Origin of the sequence: Pueribacillus theae, from assembly GCF_003097615.1 — a bacterium.
GTDB lineage: Bacteria > Bacillota > Bacilli > Bacillales > UBA6769 > Pueribacillus > Pueribacillus theae.
This window is the reverse complement of sequence record NZ_QCZG01000010.1, coordinates 44264-60294: the sequence shown is the minus strand read 5'-3', so window position 1 is coordinate 60294 and position 16031 is coordinate 44264. Positions and strand designations below refer to the sequence as shown.

The following is a 16031-nucleotide window of genomic DNA, read 5'->3' as shown; positions in this document are numbered from 1 at the left end:
GGCCACTTTTTTCCATCATAAGGCCCTAGTTTTTAAGTGAAGCTAATCGTTTTGCTTTCCCTGTATTCGCAAAGTGCTGTTTAGCGCATTGTCCAAGAATGCTTTCACCATATTTCGAGATAAGGGCAGCAGCAGCTTCATCAACCTGTTTTCCCGCTCCTTTCGGGAGAGCGAACCCAAATTGGGTTTCGAACTTATCCATTTCTTTTAAAAATGCATAGCGGGCAATAATGGAAGCGGCAGCGACAGATAGGTGGAGCCCTTCAGCTTGAGTTGCAAAATAAACGGAGGTAACTTTTTCTTTTTCGGTTGCAAGATAACGAAAATAAGTGTCAGGCTGTGCGAATTGATCAATTAATATGCCGTCATAATGTTCGCCCTTAATTTTCTCCATGACATTTAAAAGGGCCCGATTATGCAGCAAAGCTTTCATTTTTCCTTGGCTCATCCCTTTTGCTTGAAGTTCATTGTATTTTTTATTATGTAAAATTAATAGGCTGTAAGGGACTACATGCAATAGGTCTTTTGCAATTTCTGTAATTTTTTTGTCAGTTAAATGTTTTGAGTCTTTTACCCCAAGTTCTTTTAGAAGGGGATGCTGCTCTTTTTTAGCATAAACAGCAGCAACCGTAATCGGGCCGAAGAAATCTCCTGTCCCAACTTCATCAGAACCAATCATCGATAACTCCTGTATATGATGGGGAGGGCTCCATTGATGCTGGTCAATATGCTTTCGCTTATTGTTTTTCTTAGCCGAATCCCCTTCCCATCGCCCTGCTTCTTTTTGAGCTTCCTTTCCTTGAAACATGACTTTCCCAGACCGATACCCCGTAATTGTACAGCCGGGAGTTTTCGCTGCAAACACACTTCCGGGCGGCAATTTATTCGTTTTATATTTATTGTAATCCTCTCGAATTTCATTCATAATAGTTTCGGAAACAGTAAGAACAACAGTACACATTTTTGAATAAGCTCCTCTCTTATCGATTGGCAATTATAAATCTTTATTATATCAGAACCTCCGGAAATAATTATTTGTTTATTATTTTTTTCGACATGTTATCATAGTAGTAACACTCTTGTTGGCAAGGGGGCATTTTGGTGGCGGATGATAGGCAAAAATCCCGGACGACTGTTAAGATATATGATGAGCAATACACGATCGTCGGATACGAAGATCCGCAGCATATTCGTAAAGTCGCCAGGTATGTAGATGAAAAAATGCGTGAAATTAAAGAGACGAACCCTTTTTTGGATACGAAAAAATTAGCCGTTTTAACAGCTGTTAACGCTGTAAATGAATATATGAAATTGCAAAATAAGCAAAGCGAACAACTTCAAAAAGAAAATGAGGAAGATGAATGATTGATTTAATTATAATCGTTTTACTTATCGGGGGCTTCTTAATCGGGTTAAGAAGAGGGTTGATTTTACAGGTTGTCCATTTGACTGGTTTTATTATTGCCTTGGTTGTAGCCTACTTGTATTTTGATAACCTGGCTCCACATTTAAAGCTATGGATTCCTTATCCAAATTTTGTTGAAGGAAGCGCAAGCATCGTTTTGAATGCTTTGAACGTTGAGGAAATTTATTATCGTGGCATCGCGTTTGCCATTCTGTTTTTCGGTACGAAAATTGCGATGCATATTCTTGGTTCAATGCTCGATTTTTTAGCGGAACTTCCAATTTTGCGCACAATTAACAGGTGGCTTGGCGGCGTGCTTGGATTTTTAGAAATCTATCTTTTACTATTTCTTGTTTTATACATTGCAGCGATCGTTCCTGTTGAATCGATTCAAGGCGCTTTTGACCAATCGTTTATTGCGCAAAGCATGGTAAAACATACACCGTTTTTTTCGGCAAAATTACAAAATCTATGGGCAAGTAATATCACTTGAGACTTCTCCGTTGGGGAAGTTTTTTTAGGACGATTTGCTTCTTTAGCTAGAGTGAAAAGGGAAGTTGGTATAGCGTGAATAAAAAAGAGATCGTGAAAGCTTTGGAAACAATCGCAATTTATTTAGAATTAAAAGGAGAAAATTCGTTTAAAATTTCAGCTTACCGGAAAGCAGCAAGGGCGCTTGAAGAAGACCTGAGAAGTATGAATCAAATTGAACATGTCGAAGATTTGCCCGGCATTGGAAAAGGGACGGCTTCGGTTATTAACGAGCTGCTTGAAACCGGGCAATCCAGTTTGCTTGAGGAATTGAAAAAGGAAGTGCCAACAGGGCTAATCCCCCTCTTGAAATTGCCTGGCTTAGGCGGAAAAAAATTGGCGAAACTGTATGAACAATTAAATATCATAGATGCGAAATCGCTCCAAAAGGCTTGCGAAGAAAATCGTATACAGCATTTGCCGGGATTCGGAAAAAAGTCAGAGGAAAAAATTCTTTCTGTGTTAAAGGATTTTGGTAAAAGTCCTGATCGATTTCCGATTGCGATGGTCATCCCGATCGTAGCAGACATCGAACAGCAGCTCGCTTCAATAAAAGAGATTGATCGTTTTGCAGTGGCAGGGAGCTATAGGCGATTCAGCGAAACGGTGAAGGATTTGGATTTTGTCATTGCGACGAAAAAGCCTGAAGTCGCTGCTGAAAAACTATTGAAGCTTAAACATGTTTCTGATGTGATAGCCAATGGGGAGACGAAAGTTTCGGTTGAACTGATATATGAATATCCAATTGGCGTTGATTTTAGGCTTGTTGAGCCACACGCCTATGCAACGGCTTTGCATCACTTTACCGGATCTCAAAACCACAATATCCTCATGAGGCAGCTTGCCAAAAAAAGAGGCGAAAAAATTAGCGAATACGGGATTGAAACTGAAAACGGCGAACTGATCACGTTCGAATCAGAAGAAGAATTTTTCAACCATTTTCAATTGCATGACATCCCGCCGGAACTTCGCATAGGAGAAAAAGAGACGGAACGTTTTAAAGAAGATGTTGACCTTATCTCGATTGAGGATATAAAGGGCGATTTGCATATGCATTCCACATGGAGTGACGGGGCCAATACGATTGAAGAAATGGCGTTGGCCGCTATGGAAAAAGGATACGAATATATCGCGATTACGGATCATTCACAGTTTTTAAAAGTGGCAAATGGGCTCACGCCGGATCAAATCAAACAACAGCGGGAAGAGATAAAACGGTTGAATTCCTCGTTTTCAAACTTTGCAATTTTAACCGGTGTTGAAATGGACATACTGCCGGATGGTACGCTGGATTTTGATGATGCGCTATTGGAGGAAATTGATTTTGTCATTGCGTCCATTCATTCGTCTTTTTCACAAAACAGAGATAAAATTATGCAGAGGCTTATTCATGCATTGAACAATGTCCATGTCGATTTAATTGCCCACCCGACAGGCCGATTAATCGGCAGAAGATCAGGATATGATGTTGATCTTGACATGTTGATTGATGTAGCGAAAGAGACAAAAACAGCACTTGAATTAAATAGCAACCCGAATCGGCTCGATTTAGCGCCTAAATGGCTTGAAAAAGCCCAAAATAAAGGTGTGAAACTTGTCATAAACACAGACGCCCACCATGAACTGATGCTTGAACATATGAAATATGGCATCGCAACGGCAAGAAAAGGCTGGGTAAAAAGTGAAACGGTGTTAAACACGTATTCCATTGGGGAACTGCGTAAACATTTAAATCTTGATTAACGGATGCAGGGAGGAAATCGATTGCAAAAGAAAATGCTGCGACTGTTGGAATTTAATAAAATAAAAGAGAGATTAACAGAACATGCGGCCACCTCGTTGGGCAAGGAGTTGGCGATGGAACTGGAACCGTGCACGGATTTTGGAGCGGCTGTTAAGGCGCAGGAGGAAACGGATGAAGCGATGACGGCCATCAGGCTGAAAGGATCTGCTCCGTTTGGCGGCATTCGTAATATTCGTGCGGCAGTTAAACGTGCTGAAATTGGCGGAATGCTGAATACCGAGGAATTGCTTGATGTTTCAAGCACGATTTACGGTGGCAAGCAGCTTAAAAGGTTTATCGAATCCTTTGAGGAAAATGAGGTAAATCTTTCGATGTTATCTGGCCTTGCCGAAGAGATTATTCCTGCAGGTGAGCTTGAGGCAGAAATTAAACGGTGCATTGACAGTGACGGCCAGGTGCTTGACTCAGCAACTCCCGGTTTGCGAACGATCCGTCAGCAGCTGAGAAGCTATGAAGCGCGTATCCGTGAAAAACTTGAAACGATCGTTCGCTCAAGCTCCAATCAAAAAATGCTGTCAGATGCCATTGTAACCATCCGTAACGAGCGATACGTCATCCCTGTTAAGCAGGAATACCGAAGCGCGTTCGGAGGGATTATCCACGATCAATCTTCTTCAGGCGCGACATTGTTTATCGAGCCTGAGTCTGTTGTCATGATTAATAATCAACTGAGAGAAGCAAAGGGGAAAGAGAGGCAAGAAGTCGAAAAAATTCTAACGGCGCTTTCAAATGAAGTGGCTTCGTTTTCCGATCCATTACTTAGCAATTTAGAGGTGCTAGCTAAACTAGATTTTATTTTTGCGAAGGCTTTGTATGGAAAAACGCTTCATGCGACAAAACCGAAGCTGAATGAAAATGGCTATTTGAATTTCAAAAATGCAAGGCACCCACTCATTCCAAAAGAAGATGTCGTGCCAATTACAGTAGAGCTTGGGAAAGCATATGATTCAATTGTCATTACAGGGCCGAATACCGGCGGTAAAACGGTAACATTAAAGACAATTGGACTTTTAACGATTATGGCTCAGTCAGGCTTGCAACTCCCTGTTGAAGAAGGCTCTGAAGCGTCCATTTTTGAACATGTATTTGCCGATATTGGAGATGAGCAGTCGATTGAACAGAATTTAAGTACTTTTTCATCACATATGACAAACATTATAAGCATATTGGACAAAGTGAATTTCAAAAGCCTCGTTCTTTTTGATGAGCTTGGCGCAGGGACAGATCCTCAGGAAGGTGCAGCACTGGCGATTTCCATTCTCGATTATGTGAAAGATAGAGGGGCACGTGTCGTTGCAACCACGCACTATAGTGAACTGAAGGCTTATGCATACAACCGCGAAGGCGTCATTAACGCCAGTGTGGAATTTAATGTCGAAACGCTTAAGCCAACATATAAATTGCTTATCGGTATCCCCGGGAGAAGCAATGCGTTCGAAATTTCAAAACGGCTCGGGTTAAATGAGAAGATCATTGAACATGCAAAGCAACAAATTTCGAGTGATACAAAACGAGTAGACAAGATGATTACGTCGCTCGAAGAAACAAAAAAACAAGCCGAAATGGAGTATGAAGAAGCAAAGATACTCCGACAAGAAGCCGAGAAGTTAAGAAGCGAGTACGAAAAGCAAAAAGAAACGCATGAACTAGAGCGGGATCGTATTCTTCTTGAAGCAGAAGAACAGGCAAAACAAGCAGTAGAATCAGCAATGAAAGAAGCGGAAGCAATTATCAAAGAGCTGCGAAGCTACAAGGTTAGCGGTGTAAAAGAACACCAGCTGATCGATGCGAAAAAACGGCTCGAAGAAGCTGCTCCGCATTTAACAGATCGAAAAGAAAAATCGAAAAAGCAAAAAGAAAACCACCAACAATTATCACCGGGCGATGAAGTTGAAGTCACCCATTTGTCTCAAAAAGGCTACATTGTCGAGAAAATAAATGAGCAGGAATATCTCGTGCAAATCGGCATTATGAAAGTAAACGTGAATGCAGGTAATTTGAAGAAGGTAAAAACAAAAGAAACTGCTAATCGCACCTTCGTGTCCGTGAAAGGAAATGGCAGTACTGTGAAAACAGAACTTGACTTGCGCGGAAAACGGTATGAAGATGCGAAAATTGAAGTTGACCGTTATTTAGACGATGCAGTTCTTGCGGGTTATTCAAAGGTAAATATTATACACGGCAAAGGAACTGGCGCGCTGAGAAAGGGCGTACAGGAAATTTTGAAAAAACATCCAAATGTGAAAGGAATTCGTATGGGTGGAGCCGGCGAAGGCGGCAGTGGAGTAACCGTTGTTGATTTAAAATAAAGTTGGGAGATTGGCTTTGCGCTTCTGTTGCCAACTCTCCTTCTTAAACAACTAGCTAAGGGTGAGGAAATGGAAACGCTTTGGAAAATATTGTTGGTTTTTTGTGGAATTTTCTTTATAGCAGGTATGATCTACATTGTATTTTTTACGTAGGATGTTTAATTTCAACCAATTACCAAAAGTCATTGACAACAAGTGAGAATAAGCTAAAATGGTATTGAATGAATGGTCATTCATGTTTTGATAAAGGAGAGTAAAGATTGTGTCTAGATTAGGCAAAAGCAGGGGGCCGAAGTATGGTCAAATCATTGATGCAGCCGTTGAGGTCATCGCAGAAAACGGTTTTCACCAAGCCCAAGTTTCAAAAATTGCAAAAAAAGCAAAAGTAGCGGATGGAACCATTTACCTTTATTTTAAAAACAAAGAAGACATTTTAATTTCGGTTTTTCGGGAAAAGATGGGGCTGTTCGTAAGCTGTATTGAGGAAGCAATGGGTGACAAAGAAACGGTGGAAGACAAGCTGCTCGCCCTTATTGAAACATATTTTAAAAATTTAAGCGAGAATTACCACTGGGCAATCGTTACACAGTTGGAACTAAGACAAACGGATAAAAGGCTTCGTGGAAAAATTGGCGAAATTTTAAAGGATTTACTGATTCTTTTGGACACAATAATAGACGAAGGCAAGCTTCAGGGTGTCTTTAAACAAGAGATGGATAAAAGAATTGCAAGGCAAATGATTTTTGGAACGATAGACGAAACCGTAACAACATGGGTGATGAAGGATCGGAAATATGACCTTGTGTCACTCGCAGCGCCGATTCATCACTTGCTTTTAAGCGGGTTGCTGAAGGATTCAAAAACTCGGTAGCTTTAAAACGTTAATGAATTTTCACAATCATTTAATGCATGTTCCTTTCTCTTATGCTAAAATTCTTTTTGTAAGCTGGGAAAGCATGTGCATCAAAATACATTAATAATTCTAGGAGGGCTTATAAATGAATATTTATGTCATAATGAAAAGAACTTTTGACACAGAAGAAAAAATCGCGATTAATAATGGTGCTGTTGTCGAAGATGGAGCCGAATTTATTATTAACCCGTATGATGAATATGCGATTGAAGAGGCCATTCAAAAGCGCGACGAATTTGGCGGCGAAGTAACAGTTGTAACTGTCGGTGATGAAGACGCTGAGAAAGAATTGAGAACTGCACTTGCAATGGGCGCAGACAAAGCTGTTCTCATTAATTCAGAAGATTTGGATGAAGCAGACCAGTTTTCAACTTCTGTTATTTTAGCTAAGTACTTCGAAGATAAAGAATACGATCTTATTCTTGGCGGAAACGTTTCTGTCGATAACAGCACTGGACAAGTGGGTCCTCGTTTAGCTGAATTGCTAGGCATTCCATGTGTGACAACCATTACAAAACTTGATATAGACGGTACGAATGTAACAATCGAGCGTGACGTAGAAGGTGACATCGAAATTGTCGAAACTTCACTGCCTATTTTAGTAACTGCTCAACAAGGGTTGAATGAACCGCGTTACCCATCTTTACCAGGGATAATGAAAGCGAAGAAAAAACCTCTTGAAGAAATCGACTTAGATGATCTTGATCTTGATGAAGATGATTTGGAAGCAAAAACTGAAATCGTTGACCGTTATCTTCCACCAGCTAAACAAGCAGGTAAAGTACTCGAAGGCGAAATTAGCGATCAAGTCCAAGAACTCGTTAGCCTTTTAAGAAACGAAGCCAAAGTTATTTAACTATATGTACAAGTTTTCCGGTTTTTGAACAACTTCAATTAATCCAGTCTAGAGAGACCATTTATACGGAGGGATAGTAATGGCAAAGAAAGTATTAGTGTTAGGAGAAGCTCGAGAAGGCGAATTGCGAAACGTTTCCTTTGAAGCGATTGCAGCTGGTAAGGACGTTGCAGCAGGTGGAGAAGTGGTAGGAGTTATCTTTGGAGAAAATGTTACAGAACTTGGCAATGAAATGATTACATACGGTGCGGATCGCGTCATCGTTGTTAACAACGAAAAATTAAAAAACTATACACCTGACGGCTATTCCCAAGCACTTCTTCAAGTCATTGAAAACGAAAGTCCAGAGGGCATCGTTATGGGCCACACTTCTATCGGGAAAGATTTGTCGCCAAAAATTGCGGCTAAATTAGAAGCCGGACTTATCTCTGACGCAACGGGGGTTGAAGCTGACGGCGATGATGTCGTGTTTGTTCGCCCAATTTATTCAGGTAAAGCTTTCGAAAAGAAAAAAGTAAAAGAAGGCACTGTTATTGCGACTGTACGTCCTAACAACATTAAACCGCTTGAAAAAGATGAATCAAGAAGCGGAGAGGTTTCTGAGCTTGACGTTGATATTAAAGACTTGCGCACAATCATTAAAGATATCGTTAGAAAAACTTCAACAGGCGTTGACCTTTCAGAAGCCAATATTATTGTTTCAGGCGGACGCGGTGTGAAAAGTGCGGAAGGTTTTGAACCTCTTAAAGAGCTCGCTGACGTTCTCGGTGCAGCTGTAGGTGCTTCACGTGGTGCATGTGACGCAGGCTATTGTGATTATTCACTTCAAATTGGACAAACGGGTAAAGTTGTTACACCAGATTTATACATTGCTTGCGGTATCTCTGGTGCGATTCAGCATTTAGCTGGTATGTCCAACTCAAAAGTCATCGTTGCGATCAACAAAGACCCTGAAGCAAATATCTTTAGTGTTGCTGACTATGGCATTGTAGGCGACCTATTTGAAGTTGTACCATTGCTAACAGAAGAATTTAAAAAGGTTCTATAAAAAACGGGCAGAATGCCCGTTTTCTGATCTGCATCTCGCTTCAAGAATAGATAGGCAAAAAAATAGCACCCTATATAAAAGAGTGTTATACTTTCTCTAGAATGTGCAACAAGTATATCAAGGAGGTAAATTGAATGGCGATTGAACATGTAACCGATAGAAATTTTTCTGATGCAACAAAAGAAGGCCTTGTGTTGGCAGATTTTTGGGCTCCATGGTGCGGCCCGTGTAAAATGATTGCCCCAGTATTAGAAGAAGTGGACGCTGAAATGGGCGAGGACGTAAAAATCGTAAAATTGGATGTTGATGAAAACCAAGAAACAGCTGGAAAATTTGGTGTAATGAGCATCCCGACACTCATTGTTTTCAAGGATGGCGAACCAGTTGATCAACTTATTGGGTTTCAACCGAAAGAAGCGTTGGTCAGCACGTTGAAAAAGCATCAATAAAGCGAGACTTATCGGGGAGTTAGCGTCCGTTACCCCACTTAGGCTTCTTCGAAATCTCTAAATCTTGAAGCAGGGGGCTTACGGACAGTTGCAACGGGATAAAAGGATAAGTCATGTCTATCACTAAAGCCTGTCGGTTACACAGGCTTTTTTATATATTCGCAAAAAGGATGACGGAACGATGTCATTAAAAGATAAACTAGCTGTTCTTCCAGATGAACCAGGCTGTTACTTAATGAAAAACAAATTTGGTGAAATTATTTATGTCGGGAAGGCGAAAGTGTTAAAAAATCGGGTACGCTCTTATTTCACTGGGTCCCATGATACGAAAACCCAGCGGCTCGTCAGCGAAATTGCCGATTTTGAATATATCGTTACATCTTCAGATCTTGATGCTCTTTTGCTAGAATTGAATTTAATTAAAAAGTACGATCCAAAATACAACGTGATGCTAAAGGATGATAAAAGCTACCCTTATATTAAAATTACCGCAGAAAAACATCCTCGATTAATCATTACGAGGAAGCTTAAAAAAGATAAAGGAAAGTATTTTGGCCCCTATCCAAATGCATATGCAGCTCAAGAAACGAAAAAATTACTTGACCGAATTTTTCCGCTTCGTAAATGCCGTTCAATGCCTAAGACGGTTTGCCTATATTACCATATTGGACAATGCTTGGCACCTTGCGTAAAAGATGTTTCAGAAGATAAAACAAGAGAAATGATTGAAGGCATTACACGTTTTTTGAGTGGAGGCTATCATGAAGTAAAACAATTAATACAAGAGAAAATGCTAAAAGCATCAGAAGAGATGAATTATGAAAAAGCAAAAGAGTATCGGGATCAAATATTGCATATCGAAAAGGTAATGGAGAAACAAAAGATCATATTACATCATGCGACGGACTGTGATATTTTCGGCTACGCTTACGATAAAGGCTGGATGTGTGTACAAGTATTTTTTATACGGCAAGGCAAATTAATTGAAAGAGATGTCTCCTTATTCCCGTTTTACAATGAAGCGGAGGAAGACTTCCTTACGTTTATCGGAAAGTTCTATTTACAAAAAAATCATCCTGTTCCAAAAGAAATTCTTTTGCCGAAAACGATTGATAAAGAATTGGTTAGCAAGCTCCTAAAAATACGTGCAACCCAACCGCAAATAGGAAAGAAGAAAGAGCTTGTTGCTCTTGCGAAAAAGAACGCTAAAATTGCTTTAGATGAAAAATTCGCGCTCATTGAGCGGGATGAGGAACGAACGATAAAAGCTGTTGAAGGATTGGGTAAAATCATTGGCATCGACCCGCCTTATCGAATCGAGGCTTTCGACAACTCGAATATTCAAGGAGCAGATCCTGTGTCGGCAATGGTTGTTTTTACCGATGGAAAGCCCGATAAAAAAGAGTATCGAAAATACAACATAAAAACCGTGGAAGGTCCTGATGATTATGCATCAATGAAGGAAGTCGTAAGGAGAAGGTATTCCCGGCTGCTTAAGGAAAACGGCCGCCTTCCCGACTTGATTATTATCGATGGGGGAAAGGGACAAATTTCTGCTGCCCAAGACGTCCTTGAAAACGAGCTTGGCTTATCGATTCCAATCGGCGGGTTGGCAAAGGATGACAAGCATCGATCATCCCATCTTCTAATGGGTGCTCCGCCTGAACCTGTTACGATGCGGAGAAACAGTCAGGAATTTTATTTGTTGCAGCGGATTCAAGATGAAGTCCATCGTTTTGCTGTTACTTTTCACAGAGATACTCGCGGGAAATCAATGCTTAAATCAACCTTGGATGATATACCTGGGATCGGCCCTAAGCGGAAGAAAATGCTGCTAAAGCACTTTGGTTCCATAAAAAAAATGAAACAGGCGTCCCTTGAAGACTTCATTTCGGCGGGAATGACTGAAAAGCTGGCGAAAACAATTATGGATCATCTTAAAAAGGATGTTCAAAAAGTCCGGGAACGATAGGCTGCGAATCTCTTCGTCAGCTTGCTCTTCCGCTCCTCACTTAATTGAAAGGAGTTATGCACCTGCGCGTCTACAAGCATTGCTCCGAAGCATGCTTCCTCGGTGCAACTCGCAGCGGATCATAGAAGTATCGCTCGTCGCTGCGGTGCTGCTCAGAGCTACGCTTCCTCGACGGAGCCAGGATGGCGACATTTCAACGTTGGCCACAAGGATGTGGCCTGCCTTTAGTTGAAATACCCTCTCGTTGTCCTCCTTTTTGAACACATACTAAAAAGAATAAACATAGTGCATTTGTCAACGCACTATGTTTAGATTCATCTTATTTTATCTTTTAAATTTGATTCGACTGTAAATAATACAACATCCTTTTTTATTTGCTCAAACGTTTCGGTTGTACAGCGATTCATGTTTTGAACCTGCTCGGCCAAAAAACCTGCTTCAAGTTTGAAATGGGATGAATGATTGTAACTTGGATTTAATTCGAATAACATTTTACTTTGCTTTGAAGAAATAACCGAAAGTTCGCCCCATGCCGCTTCATGAAAGAATTGGCAAATTTCTTCAGCGCTTGACAATGGATATTTTCGGGCGAGGTGTTTTCCTGCCCAATAAAGGATTGGTTGCTCTTCTTTGCCAAGGAGTTCAGGCAATAATTCGTTTCTCAATAACGTATAAGCAAAGGGTGAAATGAGTTCTTCTTTTTTTTCTTTTGCATGTTGCATGATAATTGCCCCCTTTTTTAACTAACACTATTATAAAGCCAGTGGCCTTAAATGAAAAATGAAAAATGACGTTATCTTGACGCTAATGTTCCATGGGGTTACAATAAACTTGTCACATTTTAGCGACAAATCATATGTTGTGTGGGAAGAACAGTTTTTTAGCCGACGTAATCAATTTACAACAAAAATTTCTTTCAAAAGGGGGCAAAATACATATGGCGGCAACTCGAGATTTTGCGAGTCGCAGACTTCATTCGCTGTTAGGTGTGATTCCACTTGGCGTGTTTTTATTTCAGCATTTAACAGTCAACTATTTTGCGACTAGGGGGCCAGAGGCATTTAATAAAGCTGCTTCTTTCATTTCAAACTTACCGTATTTATATGTGCTCGAGTGGGTTATCATTTACCTCCCACTGCTTTTTCATGGTATTTATGGCGTTTACATTGCGTTCCAATCAAAAAATAATGCATCAAAATATGGTTATTTCAGAAATGTCATGTTTTTGTTGCAGCGTGTCTCGGGTATCATTTCATTAATTTTTATTGCATGGCATATTTGGCAAACCCGTATCCAAGTCATGTTTGGACAAGAAGTTAATTATGATATGATGCATGAAATTTTAACAAATCCGGGCTGGCTTATTTTTTATCTAATTGGTGTCATTACTGTAATCTTCCACTTTTCAAATGGTTTGTGGTCTTTCTGTGTAAGCTTTGGTTTTATTGTAACACCGAATTCCCAAAGAGTGTTTACGTACGTTTCTCTCATTGTATTTATCATACTCGCAATCATTGGAGTAAGTGCGATTTTGGCATTTGTTTAACTTTATTTAGCAGGGTTGAAACCCTGCTAAATAAAGTTAAAGCCTCCGGCGGATGTCACAGGTTTTTTAGTGGAGTTTATCGAGCTAGCTCGATAAAAATCTGGACGCAATTACGCCGAGGCGCAATTGATTATTAGAATAGAAGTTCGAAGGGGGCTGACACAATGAGCAAAGGAAATGTTATCATTGTCGGCGGTGGCTTAGCAGGCTTGATGTCAGCAATTAAAGTTGCAGAAGCCGGTGTAAACGTCGATCTTTTTTCAATCGTACCTGTGAAACGTTCCCACTCTGTTTGTGCACAGGGTGGAATTAATGGTGCTGTAAATACGAAAGGTGAAGGCGATTCGCCTTGGATTCATTTTGACGATACAGTGTATGGCGGTGATTTCCTTGCGAATCAACCACCAGTTAAAGCGATGTGTGAAGCTGCTCCAGGCATTATCCATTTGATGGATCGTATGGGTGTAATGTTTAATAGAACACCTGAAGGATTGCTTGATTTCCGTCGATTCGGCGGTACGCAGCATCATAGAACCGCATTCGCCGGTGCAACAACCGGCCAACAGTTGCTTTACGCATTGGATGAACAAGTTCGCCGCCACGAAGTCGCAGGACTTGTTACAAAATATGAAAACTGGGAGTTTTTATCAGCTGTTATTGATGATGACGAAGTTTGTCGCGGAATCGTCGCTCAAGATATGAAAACTTCTGAAATTAAATCTTTCTCAGCCGATGCTGTTATTATGGCAACTGGTGGTCCTGGCATTATTTTTGGCAAATCAACGAACTCTGTCATCAATACTGGATCTGCTGCTGCTTCTCTTTATCAGCAAGGTGTTATTTATGCGAATGGTGAATTTATTCAAATCCACCCGACGGCAATTCCAGGGGACGATAAACTTCGCCTCATGAGTGAATCTGCCCGTGGGGAAGGCGGAAGGGTTTGGACATACAAAGATGGGAAACCGTGGTACTTCCTAGAGGAAAAATATCCGGCATATGGAAACCTTGTGCCGCGTGACATTGCAACAAGGGAAATTTTTGATGTGTGCGTCAATCAAAAACTTGGGATAAACGGCGAAAACATGGTCTATCTTGACCTATCTCATAAAGATCCGCATGAGCTTGATGTTAAACTTGGCGGGATTATTGAAATTTATGAGAAATTTGCAGGAGACGACCCGCGTAAAGTTCCAATGAAAATTTTCCCTGCTGTCCACTATTCGATGGGCGGAATGTGGGTTGATTACAACCAAATGACAAACATTCAGGGTCTGTTTGCTGCAGGCGAATGTGACTACTCTCAGCATGGTGCGAACCGCCTCGGCGCCAACTCACTTCTATCGGCAATTTACGGTGGAATGGTCGCTGGGCCGAATGCGGTTGAATATATTAGCGGATTGGACAAGTCGAGTGAAGATATTTCTTCTGATGTCTTTGATCGCCAAGCACGCCAAGAACAAGAGAAATTTGATAACATTATTGCGATGGATGGAAGCGAGAATGCATACGTCCTTCATAAAGAACTTGGGGAATGGATGACAGACAATGTTACAGTCGTTCGCGAAAATAAAAAGTTATTGGAAACAGATGAAAAAATCCAAGAATTAATGGATCGTTACAAACGCATCAATATTAACGATACTTCAAAATGGAGCAATCAAGGAACATTCTTCACTCGCCAACTTTGGAACATGCTTCAGCTTGCTCGTGTCATTACACTTGGCGCTTACAACCGTAATGAAAGCCGCGGGGCACATTACAAGCCTGAATTCCCTGAACGGAACGACGATGAATGGTTGAAGACGACAAAAGCCATCTTTAACCCAGAGAAAAATGCCCCAGACTTTGAATATGAAGATGTTGATGTCTCACTAATTAAACCGCGGAAACGCGACTATACGAAAAAACATGAAGTAGCGGAGGGGAATGAAAAATGAGTGAAGAAAAAATGGTTCGATTTATCATCACTCGCCAAGACTCACCTGAGTCTTCCTCTTATCAGGAGGAATTTCAACTTCCTTATAGACCGAACATGAACGTCATCTCCGCTTTAATGGAGATACGCAGGAATCCGGTGAATGCAAAAGGGGAAAAGACAACGCCTGTTCAATGGGAAATGAATTGTCTTGAAGAGGTGTGCGGTGCTTGTTCAATGGTGATTAATGGAAAAGCGCGACAATCTTGTACAGCCCTCGTTGATAAGTTGGATCAGCCAATACGTCTTGAGCCAATGGCGACTTTTCCGGTTGTTCGCGACTTAGTCGTTGATCGGAGCCGCATGTTTAATGCAATGAAACGAATTAAAGCGTGGATTCCGATTGACGGAACCTATGATTTAGGACCTGGTCCACGTATGCCTGAAAGACAAAGACAATGGGCATATGAATTGTCGAAATGTATGACGTGCGGTGTTTGTCTAGAAGCATGCCCGAATGTAAACGATCGATCCGACTTCATTGGGCCTTTTGCACTTTCTCTCGTCCGTCTGTTTAATACTCATCCAACAGGCGCAATGCATAAAGAAGAACGGCTTAACGCATTAATGGGTGAGGGCGGAATAGAAGACTGCGGAAACTCACAAAACTGTGTTCAATCATGTCCGAAAGGCATTCCGCTTACAACGTCGATTGCTTCAATGAATAGAGCGACGACACTGCAGATGTTCAAAAACTTCTTTGGAAGCGACAACCTTTAAAATCTATAATTTTACAATAGAGTCTCCCCCAAGGAGGCTTTTCTTTTTTTTCACATGAAAATGCAACAAGTCATATACTAATTGAGACTAAACCTATCTCTTTTGAAAACAGTTCCTAAAGCCCGCGCAAGGAGGGTGGAACCGTTGAAAAATCGTTATCGACCGAAACCGCTTCTTACGAAAAGAGAACGAGAAGTATTTGAGCTACTAGTCCAAGACAAAACGACAAGAGAAATCGCGAAAGAATTATTTATCAGCGAAAAAACGGTAAGAAACCATATTTCAAATACAATGCAGAAATTAGGAGTGAAGGGGCGCTCTCAAGCGGTAGTCGAGCTACTAAGGCTTGGGGAATTAGAAATATAGAAGAATTCCGGTTTCCTTCCCTGGAAGCCGGGTTCTTTTTTCGATAATGATAAACATATATACGTTGAACAAAAGAATTTTAAACACAGTTGGTCTGAGTTTGGCAAAGATGCTTTCTCAAGACACTTCGAGAC

15 protein-coding genes are annotated in these 16031 nt (G+C 40.9%); 13 read left to right on the top strand and 2 right to left on the bottom strand.

What is annotated here, in order from left to right; all coding sequences use genetic code 11:
• Positions 1-25: 25 nt before the first annotated feature.
• Positions 26-961, bottom strand: a complete 936-nt coding sequence (gene rnhC, locus DCC39_RS06710) for a ribonuclease HIII (protein ID WP_116554127.1) — start codon at positions 959-961, stop codon at positions 26-28.
• 140 nt (positions 962-1101) lie between these two features.
• Here rnhC and zapA point away from each other — a divergent pair, with 140 nt between their 5' ends.
• From zapA to uvrC, 9 genes are all read left to right on the top strand, one after another.
• Entirely contained in the window at positions 1102-1365 is a 264-nt protein-coding gene (gene zapA, locus DCC39_RS06705) for a cell division protein ZapA (protein WP_116554126.1), read from the top strand.
• Positions 1362-1898 carry a CvpA family protein gene (locus DCC39_RS06700; protein WP_116554125.1) on the top strand — a complete coding sequence of 179 codons (537 nt, stop codon included), beginning with the start codon at positions 1362-1364 and terminating at the stop codon, positions 1896-1898. Before zapA ends, DCC39_RS06700 begins: the two co-directional genes overlap by 4 nt.
• 74 nt (positions 1899-1972) lie before the next feature.
• Positions 1973-3679: a DNA polymerase/3'-5' exonuclease PolX gene (polX, locus tag DCC39_RS06695; RefSeq protein WP_116554124.1), complete on the top strand. Its 1707-nt coding sequence runs from the start codon at positions 1973-1975 to the stop codon at positions 3677-3679.
• Positions 3680-3700: 21 nt separating this feature from the next.
• Positions 3701-6049, top strand: a complete 2349-nt coding sequence (locus DCC39_RS06690; protein ID WP_116554123.1) for an endonuclease MutS2 — start codon at positions 3701-3703, stop codon at positions 6047-6049.
• A gap of 262 nt (positions 6050-6311) precedes the next feature.
• A complete protein-coding gene (locus DCC39_RS06685) occupies positions 6312-6920 on the top strand; it encodes a TetR/AcrR family transcriptional regulator (protein WP_116554122.1) in 609 nt (202 codons plus the stop codon).
• A 127-nt stretch (positions 6921-7047) separates the two neighbouring features.
• Positions 7048-7818 (top strand): electron transfer flavoprotein subunit beta/FixA family protein, encoded by a 771-nt coding sequence (locus tag DCC39_RS06680; protein ID WP_116554121.1) that lies wholly within the window; start codon positions 7048-7050, stop codon positions 7816-7818.
• 79 nt (positions 7819-7897) lie between these two features.
• Entirely contained in the window at positions 7898-8866 is a 969-nt protein-coding gene (locus DCC39_RS06675; protein WP_116554120.1) for an electron transfer flavoprotein subunit alpha/FixB family protein, read from the top strand.
• Between the two features lie 134 nt (positions 8867-9000).
• Entirely contained in the window at positions 9001-9315 is a 315-nt protein-coding gene (gene trxA / locus DCC39_RS06670; protein ID WP_116554119.1) for a thioredoxin, read from the top strand.
• Positions 9316-9496: 181 nt separating this feature from the next.
• Positions 9497-11287, top strand: a complete 1791-nt coding sequence (gene uvrC / locus DCC39_RS06665; protein ID WP_116554118.1) for an excinuclease ABC subunit UvrC — start codon at positions 9497-9499, stop codon at positions 11285-11287.
• Between the two features lie 314 nt (positions 11288-11601).
• Here uvrC and DCC39_RS06660 read toward each other — a convergent pair whose 3' ends face one another.
• Positions 11602-12009 (bottom strand): YslB family protein, encoded by a 408-nt coding sequence (locus DCC39_RS06660; protein ID WP_116554117.1) that lies wholly within the window; start codon positions 12007-12009, stop codon positions 11602-11604.
• 215 nt (positions 12010-12224) lie between these two features.
• Between DCC39_RS06660 and DCC39_RS06655 the strand changes: the two genes are divergently transcribed.
• The 4 genes from DCC39_RS06655 to DCC39_RS06640 all read left to right on the top strand — a co-directional run bounded on the left by DCC39_RS06655 (position 12225) and on the right by DCC39_RS06640 (position 15897).
• Positions 12225-12833, top strand: a complete 609-nt coding sequence (locus DCC39_RS06655) for a succinate dehydrogenase cytochrome b558 subunit (RefSeq protein WP_116554116.1) — start codon at positions 12225-12227, stop codon at positions 12831-12833.
• A 164-nt stretch (positions 12834-12997) separates the two neighbouring features.
• Complete coding sequence (gene sdhA, locus DCC39_RS06650; RefSeq protein ID WP_116554115.1) at positions 12998-14773, top strand: succinate dehydrogenase flavoprotein subunit; 1776 nt, start codon at positions 12998-13000, stop codon at positions 14771-14773.
• Positions 14770-15531 carry a succinate dehydrogenase iron-sulfur subunit gene (sdhB, locus tag DCC39_RS06645; RefSeq protein WP_116554114.1) on the top strand — a complete coding sequence of 254 codons (762 nt, stop codon included), beginning with the start codon at positions 14770-14772 and terminating at the stop codon, positions 15529-15531. The genes sdhA and sdhB overlap by 4 nt, the downstream gene beginning before the upstream one ends.
• Positions 15532-15675: 144 nt before the next feature.
• Positions 15676-15897, top strand: coding sequence for a helix-turn-helix domain-containing protein (locus DCC39_RS06640; RefSeq protein WP_116554113.1), 222 nt, complete (start codon positions 15676-15678; stop codon positions 15895-15897).
• Positions 15898-16031: the final 134 nt, after the last annotated feature.

What these genes read in the sequence shown, in the direction of transcription:
- rnhC (WP_116554127.1), bottom strand. Translation starts at nt 961, where the DNA reads ATGTGTACTGTTGTTCTTACTGTTTCCGAAACTATTATGAATGAAATT.
- DCC39_RS06700 (WP_116554125.1), top strand. Translation starts at nt 1,362, where the DNA reads ATGATTGATTTAATTATAATCGTTTTACTTATCGGGGGCTTCTTAATC.
- DCC39_RS06680 (WP_116554121.1), top strand. Translation starts at nt 7,048, where the DNA reads ATGAATATTTATGTCATAATGAAAAGAACTTTTGACACAGAAGAAAAA.
- DCC39_RS06675 (WP_116554120.1), top strand. Translation starts at nt 7,898, where the DNA reads ATGGCAAAGAAAGTATTAGTGTTAGGAGAAGCTCGAGAAGGCGAATTG.
- trxA (WP_116554119.1), top strand. Translation starts at nt 9,001, where the DNA reads ATGGCGATTGAACATGTAACCGATAGAAATTTTTCTGATGCAACAAAA.
- uvrC (WP_116554118.1), top strand. Translation starts at nt 9,497, where the DNA reads ATGTCATTAAAAGATAAACTAGCTGTTCTTCCAGATGAACCAGGCTGT.
- DCC39_RS06660 (WP_116554117.1), bottom strand. Translation starts at nt 12,009, where the DNA reads ATGCAACATGCAAAAGAAAAAAAAGAAGAACTCATTTCACCCTTTGCT.
- DCC39_RS06655 (WP_116554116.1), top strand. Translation starts at nt 12,225, where the DNA reads ATGGCGGCAACTCGAGATTTTGCGAGTCGCAGACTTCATTCGCTGTTA.
- sdhA (WP_116554115.1), top strand. Translation starts at nt 12,998, where the DNA reads ATGAGCAAAGGAAATGTTATCATTGTCGGCGGTGGCTTAGCAGGCTTG.
- sdhB (WP_116554114.1), top strand. Translation starts at nt 14,770, where the DNA reads ATGAGTGAAGAAAAAATGGTTCGATTTATCATCACTCGCCAAGACTCA.